Below are 13290 nucleotides of genomic sequence, written 5' to 3'. Positions count from 1 at the left end.
CTTTTGCAGGTGGTTGTTTACCTCTGGATGCGTTCCAGATAACGGGAAACCTGTTGCAGGATGCGTGGCATGTCGCGCTGGATGTGGCTGTAGAAGTGCTTCAGGCCGGGGCACAGATAGTTCAGACCCGGCTCGCCCGAGGAGGTACGTACCAGCCGGTTTTTCGGGCATTCGCCCCAGCACAGCTTCAGATGCGGGCACTCGCGGCAATCCCGTGGAAGGGTGTCACGCTTGGCGAAGCCGAAGCCTTGCTGGCGTTCGGTGTAGGCCATCTCGCTCCAGTGCGTGTCGGCAATGTTGCCGAGCCGGTACTCGGGATAGACATAGTGGTCGCAGGAGAACACCTCGCCGGAGTGCTCGATGGCCAGACTCTTGCCGCAGAACTCCGCCGTGATGCAACGCTGAGCGGGCATGCCAAGCGACTGGGCCACCACGTTCTCGAACAGGTCGATATGCACCTTGCCGTAATCGTTGGCATACCAGTCATCCCATACCGCACTCAGGAAGTGGCCCCAGTCCTCGGGTGCGACTGACCAGTCGGTCACCACCGAGTCAGGCGTTCCCGGTCTCGCGGCGCGGCTACCCACAAGCGGTTGCGCAGCCGGACTCTGGTGCTGGGGCGCGACGCTGGCGAAGCTTTTCGGCTCGACGCAGGAGATGAACTGCAAGCGGCGGGCACCCAGTTCGCGCGTCAGGAAGCGATAGACCTCCAGTGGCTGCTGTGCGTTATCGCGATTGACCACGCACAGCACGCTGAAGGGCACGTCATGCTGCTGCAGCAGGCGAGCGGCCGCCACGACCTTGGCGTGCGTCGTCGCCCCGCCCTTGGTGAGCCGGTAGCGGTCATGCAAATCCTGCGGACCGTCGCAGCTCAGGCCCACGAGGAAGTCATGCTGTTTCAGGAAGGTGGCCCACTCGGCATCGAGCAGGGTGCCATTGGTCTGCAGGTCATTCTCGATGCGCTGGCCCGGCTTGCGATGGCGCTCCTGCAGGGCGACGACCTTGCGGAAGAAGTCCACGCCGAGGATGGTCGGCTCGCCCCCTTGCCAGCTGAATACCACCTCGTCGCCAGTCTGCGCCTCGATGTACTGGCGGATATGCTCTTCCAGCATTTCATCCGCCATGCGCGGCTGACGTGCTTGCCCCAGCATTTCCTCCTTGTGAAGGTAGTAGCAGTAGGCGCAGTCCAGATTGCACTGCGCGCCAACCGGCTTGACGATCGCATGGAAGCGATGGCACGCTCCCGGCGGCAAGGGCGCCAGTTTCGCGCGTGGCTTTCTGAGTTCGATGGTCTTCTGCGGAAGCGGTGAATTCATGGTGTCTGGTCAGGAGTCGGGGTCACGTCAGGACGCTTTTTCTGCGCGGCTTGAAACGAAGGCCGGCTCAAGTGCAGATTCCGGCATGCCAAATGACTTTTGAGTTCTCACGGTCGCATCCATGCGCTGCCAAAGTTGATGTAAAAGGCATTGCCGTCGGGGCCGCGGGCGATATCCAGCCCCATGTGCAAGCCGTATTTGCGCGCCAGTTCGTACCGGATGCCCAGTCCGCCGGCCAGCACTTCGCGTTTCGATTCGGCGCGACCGGTGTCGAGCCGTGCTGCGCCACCCCCGCCGAAAATCACCAGGCTGTAGCGCTGCCAGAACTGCCAGCGCAGCTCGGCCTCCAGCTGGGCCACCTGCTCACCCTGATAGCGCATGGCGGGCACGCCACGCATCATCACGAAGGGATACATGTAGAAAGGGGCGTCCCCCTGCAGGGCGGAGGCGCTACCGAGCACACCCAGATTCCAGCTCTGGCTCAAGGGGACGTAGTGAATGCCGGTGAGGCTGTAGCGCTTGAAGTCGCTGTCACTGCCGAGAGACTTGTTGAACGCCCCGAGGCCCAGTTCAAGCAGGCTGCCGGCCGTGGGCGTGAAGGGCGAATTGCGGGAGTCGTAGCTCAGCACGGGCAGTAGCCCGCCGATCTTCGAGTTCTTTGAAAAATCCGGCAGGCCTGGCGTTCCGGCGGGGGCGTCGAAGCTCACATCTGCATTGGCACGGGTGTAGCCCAAACCCAGCCACCAGGGTGATTGCCCGAGCCGGTAACGCGCCTGCAGCATGGCCAGCTCAATGCCCAACGTATAGGCCAGTGGCGAGTCCTGCAGTTCCGGCACACGACCGAGCCCGTAGAAATCAAGATTCACCGAGGATTTCATCACGACCGCCACGGTCTTCAGCCGATCATCCAGCCAGTGACGCACGTCCGCCACGAAAGCTCCGCGCGTGCCATTCTCCGTCCCCAGCGCGCCGACCGCCGTGATGTTGGGGCGGCCAAAACCGGCTCGGGTATCCGCAGTGGCGGGTTTATCGATGAATACCGCTGCGCCAACCGCGCCGATGCCTACCGCCGGTTCGGTGATGGGCACCACGAGTGGCACGAAGCCATAGGCCTGGTCAATGAATCCGCTGATATCGAACTGGCCATCCTCGGCGGCGCGAAAACGCGAATCCATCGCCTCTTCGGCCCGTGCCCCGCCGCTCAGAGTCAGCGCAAGCAGGGCACAGAAGAGCAGACTGGCTAGCCCGCGGCGAGGGAGGGCGGACATGTCCGTTTCCGCTATCTGACGGAACGACGTGCCACGGCACGCGTGTTGCCCGCGACGCCGGGCTGGTTGATGCCCGGATCGCCTCCCAGACCACTATTCCCCACCGCGCCCGGCTGATTGACGCCCGGATCGACCTTGCCAACGCCGGGTGCACCGCCTGCCACGCCGCGGTTTCCCGCAGCCCCTGGTTGGTTGACGCCGGGATCGACCTTGCCCACACCGGGGGCTCCGCCTGCTGTGCCACGGTTTCCTGCTGCCCCCGGCTGGTTGATGCCGGGATCCACAGTACCGGCCCCGGGCGCTCCCGGGTCGCGGTTGCCGACAACGCCGGGTTGATTGACGCCGGGGTCGCGCGCGCCCGCGGGCGCTGCGACGCCCAGACTCAGCAAGACCCACGACAGCACGGCAACACAGCTCTTGCTCATGGCTGGCCTCCTTCAGTTAAAACGAAGTGCTCACTGAACCACGTAGACCAGGTTGTTCCCCTGGAAGGCCGCCCGGTAAGAGACCTCACCGCATTTCTGGTATTCCACGCCATCCTTTGTCTCGGCCTTGCAGCCTGGTGGCAGGGTGGTGGCGATCGAGCCGGTGGGCGGTTTTGTGACGGCTGCCTGTTGCTGGGCCACAGCCGCCTGCTGTTGCGCGGTGGCAGTCTGCTGCTGCGCCGTAGCGGCTTGTTGCTGAGCTATCGAGGACTGCTGTTGGGCCGTGGCTTCCTGCTGCTGCTTGGTGCTGCTGGCGGCAGCACCTTGTGTAGCCGCGACGCGCCGCGTGGTGCGACGTGCCACACCTGCGCCGGAAACGGGGGTGAGCGGCGCGCCCACGACGGCTTGCGCCGCAGGTATCCAGCCTACGGCCGGCATGGGCGTGAAGGTGATATCGGAAAATGAAGCAGCAAGCGCGACCGCACTCAACAGAAGTCGCCTTGTGACCTTGGACGTGTTCATGAGCTGTTCCTCGCGGCTGAATCAACGCGGTGCGACAAAGTCGATTTTCTGCGCCCCTTTGGGAGGCGAAATGCGGAAGGTGTCCGCTGTAAAGGCGGGCATGAGATCCCAGCGGCTGACAACTACAGAGAACTGGGGCGCACTGGCCAGATCACGAGTTGTCAGGATCAGCTTGCGGATCAGCGGGCGCTGGCCGTCTTCGATCCATATCTGCCAGTCGACATTCGGTGCGCGGAAGGCCAGGTGATCGCAGCGAGCACCTTCCACCACGCCTTTCCCGACAACAAACCCGCTCTCGACATCTGTCATCAGGATGTCGTAGGCATCCTTGTAGATCAGGTCGCCCGCCGGCGCGATGATGTCCAGCGAGGAGCGAGCGAAGTCCAGCATCGCTTCGAGCGTGTCCGGAGCGGGCACGCGGGCATAGACATGTTGCGACGGGCTGCTGAGGATCAGCGATTTGCCGTCATAGATGAAGAGCTGCTTGACCAGATCGCCACCGCGCTCCACGCGCAACTTGTCCGGGCGCTGCACCGATTGTGCGGTGGTGTGGTCAAACTGGATCTTCTGTCCGGAGTCGAGAACGATTTCGAGTGAGCTGCGGGTGTTGAGACTGAATTTCTGTTGCTTGGCAAGAAAGTCCGTCGCCTTTTTCAGCAAGGCAGAAGCTTCCGGTTCGATCTGAGCCTGCGCATTTTGCAGAGAGAGACAGGCTAGCCCCAGCAACGCCGCCCCCCGGAACATCCGCCTGAATCGGGAAAAAGTGATCATCTTGCGCTCTCCTTGTGGATGCCATATGACTTTTTCCGACCCGCTTGGCCAGCAGGGTCGTGAGTTCCGATTCTGGTTCCGCACTAACGGGTAAGGATCTACATTTCACGACAGCTGCGTTAGATTTGCGGCACATCAACCGTGCCCTTTCGCCCATGCGAACCATTACTTCACCCTTGCCCCCCATGCCCGGCCCCGGTGAGCTTCGGGTTGGTGTCTTCACGCATCTGTGTGCCGAACTGCGCAGGCAAGGGATCGCGCCAGAGCCCATTTTCGAAGCAGCCGGCTTCGACAGAACGCTTCTTGATGACCCAAATGGCATCATCAGTTACCGCTGCGCTGCAGCGCTGACGGATGCTTGCGTCAGGCTTGGAAAGTGCTCGTGTCTAGGCTTACGCCTTGGCATGACCATTGATGATGCTGTGCTTGGCACGCTTGGCACTCTGGTTCGTCACTCCCCGAATGTGGGGACTGCCTTGAACAATCTGATCGAATACCTATCGCTGCACAATCGAGCAGCCATCGCGAGCCTTAAAGTAAATGGGGCCAATGCACACATTGGTTACGCCATTCTGGAAGGGGGACTACCTGGTGGTGATCAGTTCTGTGCCTCGGCGATGGGGAGAGCATTTGTGATTATGCGGAGCCTGTGTGGTGCGGCGTGGCGGCCTATCGAAGTACGCTTCCCGTTTCGAGTGCCTGCTGAAGCGGAAAGCTACCGGGAGGCTTTTCAGGCTCCTGTTTGCTTCGATGCTGAGCACACCGAACTGATTTTTCCGGCCTGCTGGCTTCAGCTTTCATTTCGAGAGACAGATATACATGCCTACGCTTGCGCAGCCTGGCAAGCCGGGATGCTGGAAGCCCGTGGGGGGCGAACCGTTGCTGCAGTGGTAAGGCGGGAAATCTGGGTCGCTCTGATGGGCGGGAAATGCGCTGAGGAGCAGGTTGCGGATGCTCTTGACCTCCATAAGCGAAGTTTGAATCGCCTCCTTCAGAAAGAGGGCACGACTTTCCGGCACTTGCTCGATGAGATTCGCTTCTGTGTCGCCCAGCAGATGCTGCGTGATAGCAATCGCTCAATCGAAGACATAGCCAAATCCCTGGGGTATTCCGAAAGTACGGCTTTCGGGCGCTCCTTCAAACGCATCGGGAGCTATTCCCCACAAGCCTGGCGCAATTCAGTCCGTACGAACTCTTGAGTTGCTGCAGGTGTCAGGATGCACGGAGGATTTCTGCTGAATCCAGGGCCATCCAGGCGTTAAGCTACTTGGTATCGATCGAAGACCGGTGGTCTGGTGCGTGTGCCACCGGGATGTGGTCAGCTCGATTTTGACGACCAGCTCAGCCGGCTAGGCCTTTTGCGTAAGGGTTTACCGATCATCATGGAAGAGACGCCGGCCTCCGCCCGCAAAGATGCATTGAGCTTCCTGAGGCGTTTTGATGATCTGCGCTGAGGTTTGACCACTTGGCCTGGCTCCAATGCAGGCATAGGTGGGCGCTTTGACGTACTGAACCAGAGGCTGTGTCAGACCTCGGTCAGGCTTTGTCAAAAGCCATCGGCGAGCTACGCCGAACGTGAAAAAAACCGCACAGCCTCCAGACTGTGCGGTTTTTTGTAAGGCTCCTTATCAGTGCAGGAGGAGTCAGGCCACTCCTCAGGCGTCGATCTGCCCTGGCATTTCCTTGTGCAGCTTGAGTTTTTGCTCGCCCCGTTTGCGCAGGCGGATGTTGATCAGCTCCACCACGATAGAGAAGGCCATTGCGAAGTAGATATAGCCCTTCGGCACATGGGTGTCGAAACCTTCTGCAATCAGGGTGACACCGACCAGCACCAGGAAGGACAAGGCCAGCATCTTGATTGTGGGGTTGGCATCAACGAACTCGCCGATCGGTTTGGCTGCGAACATCATCACGCCAACCGAGATCAGGATTGCGGCGACCATCACACCGATCTGGTCGACCAGGCCGACGGCGGTGATCACCGAGTCCAGCGAGAACACGATGTCGATGATCGCAATCTGCACCAGCACGGCACCAAAGGCTGCGCGTGCCGCGCTTTCCGTGTGATGGGCTTCTTGTTCCGCCGTGAGCGAGTTGTGAATCTCATGCACGCTCTTCCACAGCAGGAACAGGCCGCCGCCGATCAGGATGATGTCGCGCCCGGAAATCTCCTGGGCCAGCACGGTGAATAGCGGGGCGGTGAGCTTCATGATCCAGGCCAGCGACAGCAGCAGGGCGATGCGACTCAGCATGGCCAGTGACAGGCCCAACCGGCGCGCCAGGTTGCGCCGCGAAGCTTCGACGCGCGAGACCAGGATGGAGATGAAGATGATGTTGTCGATACCCAGTACGATTTCCAGCGCTGTGAGGGTGGCGAGGGCAATCCAGGCATTCGGGTCGGCAAGCCATTCGAACATGATCGGGATCCGTTATTGAAAAGGTGTGATGAGACCGGCGGAACCGGGGGCTGGTTCCTGTGTTGCGTTCATTCGCTCAAGTGTTGCGCATGAAGCCTAGGTTGCTGCTGGCGAAGTTGCCGATGTTGGGCAGGACGACCGGTAGATCCGCTTCTGCCACCCCCATCCAGCGTGCCAGCGTGGCGGCGTATTGATCTACTGCCGTAGTGGGTAGCAGGCGGCCATTGCCGACGTCGGTGGCGGTGTTCAGCGCCACCTCCGGGAACTGGCCGTAGATCTGCCCGCCCTTTACGGCGCCGCCAACGATGAAGTGGTGGCTGCCCCAGCCATGATCGGAGCCGTCGCCGTTGGAGAGCAGTGCGCGGCCGAAGTCCGAGGCCGTGAACAGGGTGACCTTGTCCGCCACGCCGAGTTCTTCCATCGCCTCCTGAAAATATGCGATCGATTGCGCCACGCTGCGCAGCAGCTCGCCTTGCTTGGCGAGCTGGTTGTCGTGGGTGTCGAAGCCGTTCAGCGAGACGAAGAAGATCTGGCGCCGCTGCTGGATGCTTTCGTCATCGCGTACGCCGATCATGCGGGCCACGATGCGCAGCTGCTGGGCGAGCTTGTCCTGTGCGAGCTCGGGTGGCAGATCAATGCGCGCATCATTCTCGGGCAGTCTGGCCAGAGCGGACGAAAGCAGGCCGTGGGCTTCGATCGAGCGATTGACCACGGCTGCGTACTCACTGCCGAAGAGCTCCCCCTGACTCGCCGCAATCTGGGCACGCAAGGCTTCGGCGATCTGGGGTGGATAGCGGTTGCCGCTGGTGACGCGGTTGAAGCCGATCGCACCGCCCGGCGTGATCTGGTACTGGATGGTCTTGTCGCTGGCGAGAAAAACGGCGTTGCCCGCGGCCGAGATGGCGGTGAAGAGTTGCTTGCCATTGTGGCTGGCGAGCAGATCGGCAATTCGCCCGCCCCAGCCGATCTTCGCGCCTTCTGGCGAGAAGGCTTGCCAGATGGCTTGCTGGTCGTTGTGCGAGAAGAGCTTGGGCGGCCGGGCAATATTGGTCCCCTTGAAGCTGGCGGCATCCTTGATCGGCACGATGAGCGGGCCGACGTTGGCGAGCACGGCAGCCCTGCCGCTCTGGTAGAGGCGCTGCAGGGCTTCCAGCTCCGGATGCAGACCCAGCGGGCGGCTGCCTGCGAGCGGCAGCAAGTGCTCGCGCGGCAGGGCCAGTGCCGTGCGGGCGGCGGCATAGCGGCCGTAGTCCTCGACATCGAGCGGGATGACGGTGTTGTGCCCGTCGTTGGCGCCATACATGAAAAGGCACACGATGGCGCGGTAGTCGCTTGGCTGGTTGGCGGCAGCGGCGGCGCCGATGCCGGCCAGTTGCAGCCCCAGCGGGCCGGCCGTGCGCAGCAGCGTGAGGGCGCCGGCACGGCGCAGGAATTCGCGGCGGGAAGCTTGGCTCATGCTTGCATCCTCATTTCTGCACCAGATATTCGGGCGACACCATCACCAGCAGGATGGCGAGCTTCACGCGATTGCGCTGGGCGTTTTCGAGCGCGTTGGCCGGGCTGGCAGGCAGGGGCAGGGCTGCCACGGCCGTGGTGATGCGCTGGCGGGAAGCTTCGGTGAGACGCTGGCCGGTGAGCAGCAGATCCAGCTGCTCGACGAGGCTGGCGGGCTGCGAGGCCAGCGCCATCTGCGCGCTGTAGTCTGGCTGGATGTCGCGGCGCCCGCCTTCGGCGCGGCCGGCGCCGGCATCGATCGTCGTCTGGATGAAATTGGCATAGCCGGCGACGGCGCTCTCGGAGACGATCTGCATTTCTGGCGCCACCATGTTCTTGCGCGCGATTTCGCTGCCCGGCGGCATGAAGCCGGGACGGTAGAAATTGAACACGCTGGGCGAGCGCAGCGGACTCTGGCCGAGCGAGTTGGCGGGGCTGTCGGTGTTCTGCATGCGGAACTCGCCCGAGGCCGAAGTCGCGTGAAAGGCACGCATCCACTGCGACAGGCGCAGGATCGGCTCACGCAGCTTGCCGCTGGAGCTCGCTGCGGGATTGCGGGCTTCCGGGTCCAGCAGCACGGCGCGGATCACGGCCTGCATGTCGCCGCGCACGCCAGCGCCATTGTCATTGAAGGCACGCGCGACGCGTTCGACATAGGCCGGCGAGGGATTGCTGGTCACGAGGCGCTGGATCAGCTGGCGGCCGAAGAAGGGGCCGACGTTGGGGTGATTGAAAAGCCGATCCAGCGCGATTTTCAGGTCGCCCTCCGGGTCGGCCTGCGTCTGCGGCTTGATCGTGACTCCCAGGAAATGCTTTTCACTGGCCGAGTGGAATTTCGGGTAGCCCTTCATTGGCAGGATGTCCCAGTGCGGCTCCTTGCCCTGCTGGAAGAAGTGCTGATCCGTGCTGCCGGGGCCGCCGTAGGAGAAGCCGGTAAAAACCCTGGCCAGCCCGGTGATGTCGTCCATGTCATAGGTTTCGATGGGCTGGCCATTCTTCAGCTTCAAGGAGCCGTCCGGGTTCAGCTCCTGCAGGCCGATGGTGAAGAGCTGCATGATCTCGCGGGCGAAGTTCTCGTCCGGTACGCGGCCCTTTGCCGGGTCTTCCTTCTGGTTCTTCAGGTGCGAGAGATAGATGCCCATCATCGGGTGGCGGGCCACCTCTTCGAGCAGGCTGCGGAAGTCGCCGAAGGCATTGCGCCCGAGCATGTCGTAATAGGAGGCGACGCCGCGGATCTTCACGTCAAGCATGCCTTCAAACGAGATCACGAATATTTCCGAGAGCGCGAAGGCCACACGCTGGCGCAACTGGTCCGGCGCGGTGGCCGCATGCTTCCAGAAGATCTCGAAAAACAGTTGCTGACGCAGGTTCTGGCCCTTGGCGAGCTGTGCGTGATGAGGCTCCACATCGGGAAGGAACAGCGTTTGTGGCAGGGAGAACTGCTGCTTGAGCCAGTTGTGGTAGTCGCTGCGGGCAAGCGCGTCGATTTCGGCCTGATTCGGGCCGAAGCTGGCTTGCTGCAGGAAGCGCGAGGCTTCCACCGGAGAGGGCGCGGGGTAACGGGGGCCGGGCGGCGTGGCAGGGCGCTTGATGGCCGCCGGGCTATCCGGGTAGGCCCACGGATCAGAACGCGGCGGGGTGCTGCCGCAGGCGGCGAGCAGACCCAGGAAAAGAGGCAGGCAAGAACGCAGCAGTTTCATGGTCCTGTTCCGAGAGTGTGCATCTCGCCCGGAGTTTAGGGCGGGCAGGGGCTGGACGGGATCAGGGTAAACAAAAAGGGTTCCCCTTGCGAGGAACCCGAAGTGCTGCGTGAGGAGACGGTTGCTGGCCTGATGCCCTAGGAGCGGGCGCCAAACATGTAGCGATCGGTTTTGCTGCCTTTTTCTGGTGCAGGGGATGATTTGCTTGCGGGCGCGGAGGCGGTCGCGCTTTGTAGGCTGTCGGCCTGGATCCAGCCCAGACGGTTGCGGATTTCGAGCGAGCCAGTGACAAGATCAAGATCTTCGCAATCTTCGGCCGCGTCCAGCACCTGGCAGGCGTAGGCTGGATCAGTGAAAAAACGCTGGGTGTTCACGGCAACGCCCTTTTCCTGGCGCAGGCGGATCTTGATGCGGGCGAGGAGCTGAATTACGACGGGATCCATGGAGTGTTCACGCAGAGTGGTTAAACGATACTTTCGTTTAGCAATACGCGTGCCGGACTTGCTGCCGGGCGGTGCTGCTGGCACAGTGCGGCGGAACTATTTCACGGAGTCCCGGATATGTCGCGTTTCGGTTCGATTGCCCTGATTGTGGTGGGCTGCCTCTTTCTGCTGAGCAATCTCGGTTTGTTCCGCTTCAGTCAGGTGGCTCAGTTGCTACACACCTGGTGGCCGTTGATCCTGATTGCGGTGGGGGTGCTGGGCCTGCTCGGCAAAAAGGGCTGATCAGGTGGCGGGGGGCGCGTCCGGCGCCGGATGGATGGCTGGCTGCAGACGGGCGGTGAACCAGAAGGTGGCGCCGTTCTTGAGCGAGCTATCCACGCCCACTTCACCGCCCATGGCTTCGGCCAACTGCTTGACGATCGAGAGTCCAAGGCCGGTGCCCGAGCGGCGCTGACCATCGGCGTTGGCGACCTGCACGAAGGGCTCGAAGAGCAGGTGAAGCTTGCTCTTGTCGATGCCCACCCCCGTGTCTGTGACCGAAAAGGAAATCCGGTTGTGGAGCGGGGTGATGTCCAGATGCACGCTGCCCTGATCGGTGTACTTGATTGCGTTGCTGATCAGGTTGGTGAGCATCTGCATCAGGCGCGGTGCATCACCGTTGAGATGCCGGGGCAGCTCCGGCGAGATCGCGAAGCTGAGCTCCAGCTTCTTGCTGCTGGCAAAATCTTCCTGCAAGGCAACGGTGTCTTCGACCAGTTGCTGCAGATTGAAATCAGCATGCATCAGTTCCAGCCTGCCAGAGTCGATCTTGGCGAAGGCGAGGATGTCATTGATGATGCCCAGCAGCCATTGCCCGGCCTTATGCACATTGAGTGAGTAACGCTGTTGTTTCTCTGTCAGCGCAGTGCTGCGCAGCAACTCGTTCATGGACAGGATGGCGTGCATCGGGGTGCGCAGATCATGGCTCATGGCGGCGAGGAAGTCGGACTTCATGCGATTGGCCTTGTCCGAGTTGTCGCGCGCTTCGATGAGCTCGCGCTCGCGCTCCTCGATATTGTCCAGCAACTGGTTGAAACCATTCACGAGCAGACCGATTTCGTCATCCTGCTGGGGTGGCACGCGTGGCGAATAGTCACCGGGATGGGCCTGCAGGTGGGCTACGACTTGCATCAGCCGGGAGATCGGGCGGGTGACGAAGTGGCGCAGCATCAGGTAGAGCACCAGCAGTCCGATCACGGCCACACTGCCGCCTGCGCCAAGCCCCAGCAGCAGCATCGAGCGCAGCTTCTGGTCGATATCCGAGCGCGGGAACGCCACGATGACGCTGGCAATCTGTGGGTCATTGCTGCCACGTACAGATTCCAGAACTGCCAGGCTCTGTTCGGCTTCGACCTCGGTGCTGCGGCTGCCTTTCTGCAAGGCTTTGAGCAGCTCCGGTTCGGCCAGCGGCTTGCCGCTCAGTTCCGGGCGGCTGGAAAAAAGCACCGTGCCATCCTGCGCTGCAACCAGCGCGTATGAAACTCCGGGGTAAGCACTGACGGCTTCAGCGCATTGCGCTTCGAATCCGGTGACATCGTGGATGTCCAGCCCCAGCGCAGTGACCCGTTCAAGCTGGATCGCCAGGCCGCGCGCCACGGCCTGCGAACGGGACTGCAACACTTCGGCGTGATGATGAAGATAGACCAGGGTACCGCTCAGCGCGAAGGACGCCGTGACGAAGATGATCACCAGTGCAGCGATGGCGATGATCTTGCTGCGCAGCCCCAGTTTCATTACTTGTCCCAGATGTAGGAAGTCACCACGGTCGATGATAGCAGCTGGGTGGAGGGCGGGATGAGCCCCAGTTGCTTTGCGCGTGCCAGGCTGATAACCGGTACGCCCTTGGTGGTGGGGGCAATCGGCAGACTGGCGGGCTTGCGTTTGTCGACCAGGATGGCACGGGCCAACTTGCCTGCAGCCATGCCTTGTTCGAAGGCGGATACGGTGACGCCGGCGAGCGTGCCATGGAGCATGCGGTCATCCCAGAAGGATAGATCCGGCAGTTTGCTGTGTTCTGCCAGCCAGCGCTGCAAATGCGGGTAGGGTACATCCATTCCCTTGGCATCCTTGAAGTTAAAGTTGCCGAGAATCATGTAGGCGTCGGCCTTGTTCGGATTTTCCAGCACCAGGCGCTGGAAGTCGGCGTAGGCCACGGGCTGGTCCACGCCGACGAGGCTGAACTCCTGATGTTCGCGGGCGAGACTGCGGACACGCCCGATGACTTGTGGCCAATAGGCTGCGCTGTCCGAGAGGATCTGGATGCGCCGGATGCCTGGTTTGATGGCCTGAACCAGATGGATGGATTCGAGGATGTGCTCACGTTCGAGCACGCCGGTGATGTTGGTGGCACCTTTGATGCCGTGATCTTCGGCGCTTTTGTTGACGCCACTGAACACGAAGGGCAGGGGCTTGTTCACGTAGTGGGCTGTCACCAACTGGACGGCGTCGTCATCCGAGGTGTAGACCAGATCAGGTTTCCAGTCGGCGATGATCTTCATCGCGCGCTGGGCGTTGCGCTCCATTTCTTCCTTGCTGCTCTGGCGTTTCGTGTCGAGCTGAAAAACCTGATACTCGGTTTTGACATCGGAACCCAGCCCTGCCTTGAATCCTTCGAGCTGGCCATCGGTCCAGCGATAAGGCGAGTTGAAACTCATGATGTGCAGGATGCGCAGATTGCCGGCCGGGGCAGCATGGGATACCGGAAGTAGGAGTAACAGACTGGCAAGGCTGAGCAACAAGTGTTTGAACACGAAACATCTCCGCAAAGGGCGATTGAAGGTGCGCGGATGATGGGCCGATTCCACGCGGGTGCAAATAGACTCTTCGGGCGGCTCGCCGCCAGGTTTCGCGGGCAGGGATGCTTTGGGGCAAAATGGCGGGCTTTCCCCCAATCCT

13 protein-coding genes are annotated in these 13290 nt (G+C 61.6%); 2 read left to right on the top strand and 11 right to left on the bottom strand.

Translation table 11 applies throughout. The features are described from left to right. Positions 1 to 17: 17 nt before the first annotated feature. The 5 genes from HJ583_RS09275 to HJ583_RS09255 all read right to left on the bottom strand — a co-directional run bounded on the left by HJ583_RS09275 (position 18) and on the right by HJ583_RS09255 (position 4302). Positions 18 to 1316 carry an anaerobic sulfatase maturase gene (locus HJ583_RS09275; RefSeq protein ID WP_170021659.1) on the bottom strand — a complete coding sequence of 433 codons (1299 nt, stop codon included), beginning with the start codon at positions 1314 to 1316 and terminating at the stop codon, positions 18 to 20. A 107-nt stretch (positions 1317 to 1423) separates the two neighbouring features. Further along, entirely contained in the window at positions 1424 to 2584 is a 1161-nt protein-coding gene (locus tag HJ583_RS09270; RefSeq protein ID WP_170021658.1) for a BamA/TamA family outer membrane protein, read from the bottom strand. 11 nt (positions 2585 to 2595) lie between these two features. After that, entirely contained in the window at positions 2596 to 3009 is a 414-nt protein-coding gene (locus tag HJ583_RS09265) for a hypothetical protein (protein WP_170021657.1), read from the bottom strand. A gap of 30 nt (positions 3010 to 3039) precedes the next feature. Next, positions 3040 to 3531, bottom strand: coding sequence for a hypothetical protein (locus HJ583_RS18960; RefSeq protein ID WP_217423358.1), 492 nt, complete (start codon positions 3529 to 3531; stop codon positions 3040 to 3042). A gap of 21 nt (positions 3532 to 3552) precedes the next feature. Then, complete coding sequence (locus HJ583_RS09255) at positions 3553 to 4302, bottom strand: DUF2092 domain-containing protein (protein WP_170021656.1); 750 nt, start codon at positions 4300 to 4302, stop codon at positions 3553 to 3555. A 155-nt stretch (positions 4303 to 4457) separates the two neighbouring features. Between HJ583_RS09255 and HJ583_RS09250 the strand changes: the two genes are divergently transcribed. Further along, the gene (locus HJ583_RS09250; protein ID WP_170021655.1) at positions 4458 to 5501 is read left to right on the top strand and encodes an AraC family transcriptional regulator; all 1044 of its coding nucleotides are present in this window, start codon (positions 4458 to 4460) and stop codon (positions 5499 to 5501) included. Between the two features lie 456 nt (positions 5502 to 5957). Here the strand turns inward: HJ583_RS09250 and HJ583_RS09245 are convergent, their stop codons facing one another. The 4 genes from HJ583_RS09245 to HJ583_RS09230 all read right to left on the bottom strand — a co-directional run bounded on the left by HJ583_RS09245 (position 5958) and on the right by HJ583_RS09230 (position 10356). Beyond that, entirely contained in the window at positions 5958 to 6719 is a 762-nt protein-coding gene (locus HJ583_RS09245) for a TerC family protein (protein WP_170021654.1), read from the bottom strand. A 76-nt stretch (positions 6720 to 6795) separates the two neighbouring features. After that, on the bottom strand, positions 6796 to 8175 hold the full coding sequence (locus HJ583_RS09240) for a DUF1501 domain-containing protein (RefSeq protein ID WP_170021653.1): 1380 nt from the start codon (positions 8173 to 8175) through the stop codon (positions 6796 to 6798). Between the two features lie 10 nt (positions 8176 to 8185). Next, the gene (locus tag HJ583_RS09235) at positions 8186 to 9913 is read right to left on the bottom strand and encodes a DUF1800 domain-containing protein (RefSeq protein ID WP_170021652.1); all 1728 of its coding nucleotides are present in this window, start codon (positions 9911 to 9913) and stop codon (positions 8186 to 8188) included. 137 nt (positions 9914 to 10050) lie between these two features. Beyond that, entirely contained in the window at positions 10051 to 10356 is a 306-nt protein-coding gene (locus HJ583_RS09230; RefSeq protein ID WP_170021651.1) for a hypothetical protein, read from the bottom strand. 117 nt (positions 10357 to 10473) lie between these two features. On the opposite strand from HJ583_RS09230, the gene HJ583_RS09225 reads away from it, so the two are divergent. Further along, positions 10474 to 10638: a LiaI-LiaF-like domain-containing protein gene (locus HJ583_RS09225; RefSeq protein WP_170021650.1), complete on the top strand. Its 165-nt coding sequence runs from the start codon at positions 10474 to 10476 to the stop codon at positions 10636 to 10638. Here HJ583_RS09225 and HJ583_RS09220 read toward each other — a convergent pair whose 3' ends face one another. Then, positions 10639 to 12129 (bottom strand): sensor histidine kinase, encoded by a 1491-nt coding sequence (locus HJ583_RS09220; protein ID WP_170021649.1) that lies wholly within the window; start codon positions 12127 to 12129, stop codon positions 10639 to 10641. After that, entirely contained in the window at positions 12129 to 13145 is a 1017-nt protein-coding gene (locus HJ583_RS09215) for an ABC transporter substrate-binding protein (RefSeq protein ID WP_170021648.1), read from the bottom strand. Before HJ583_RS09215 ends, HJ583_RS09220 begins: the two co-directional genes overlap by 1 nt. Positions 13146 to 13290: the final 145 nt, after the last annotated feature.

Source organism: Uliginosibacterium aquaticum, from assembly GCF_012972705.2.
Taxonomy (GTDB): domain Bacteria; phylum Pseudomonadota; class Gammaproteobacteria; order Burkholderiales; family Rhodocyclaceae; genus Uliginosibacterium; species Uliginosibacterium aquaticum.
This window is presented reverse-complemented; position numbering and strand designations above follow the sequence as displayed.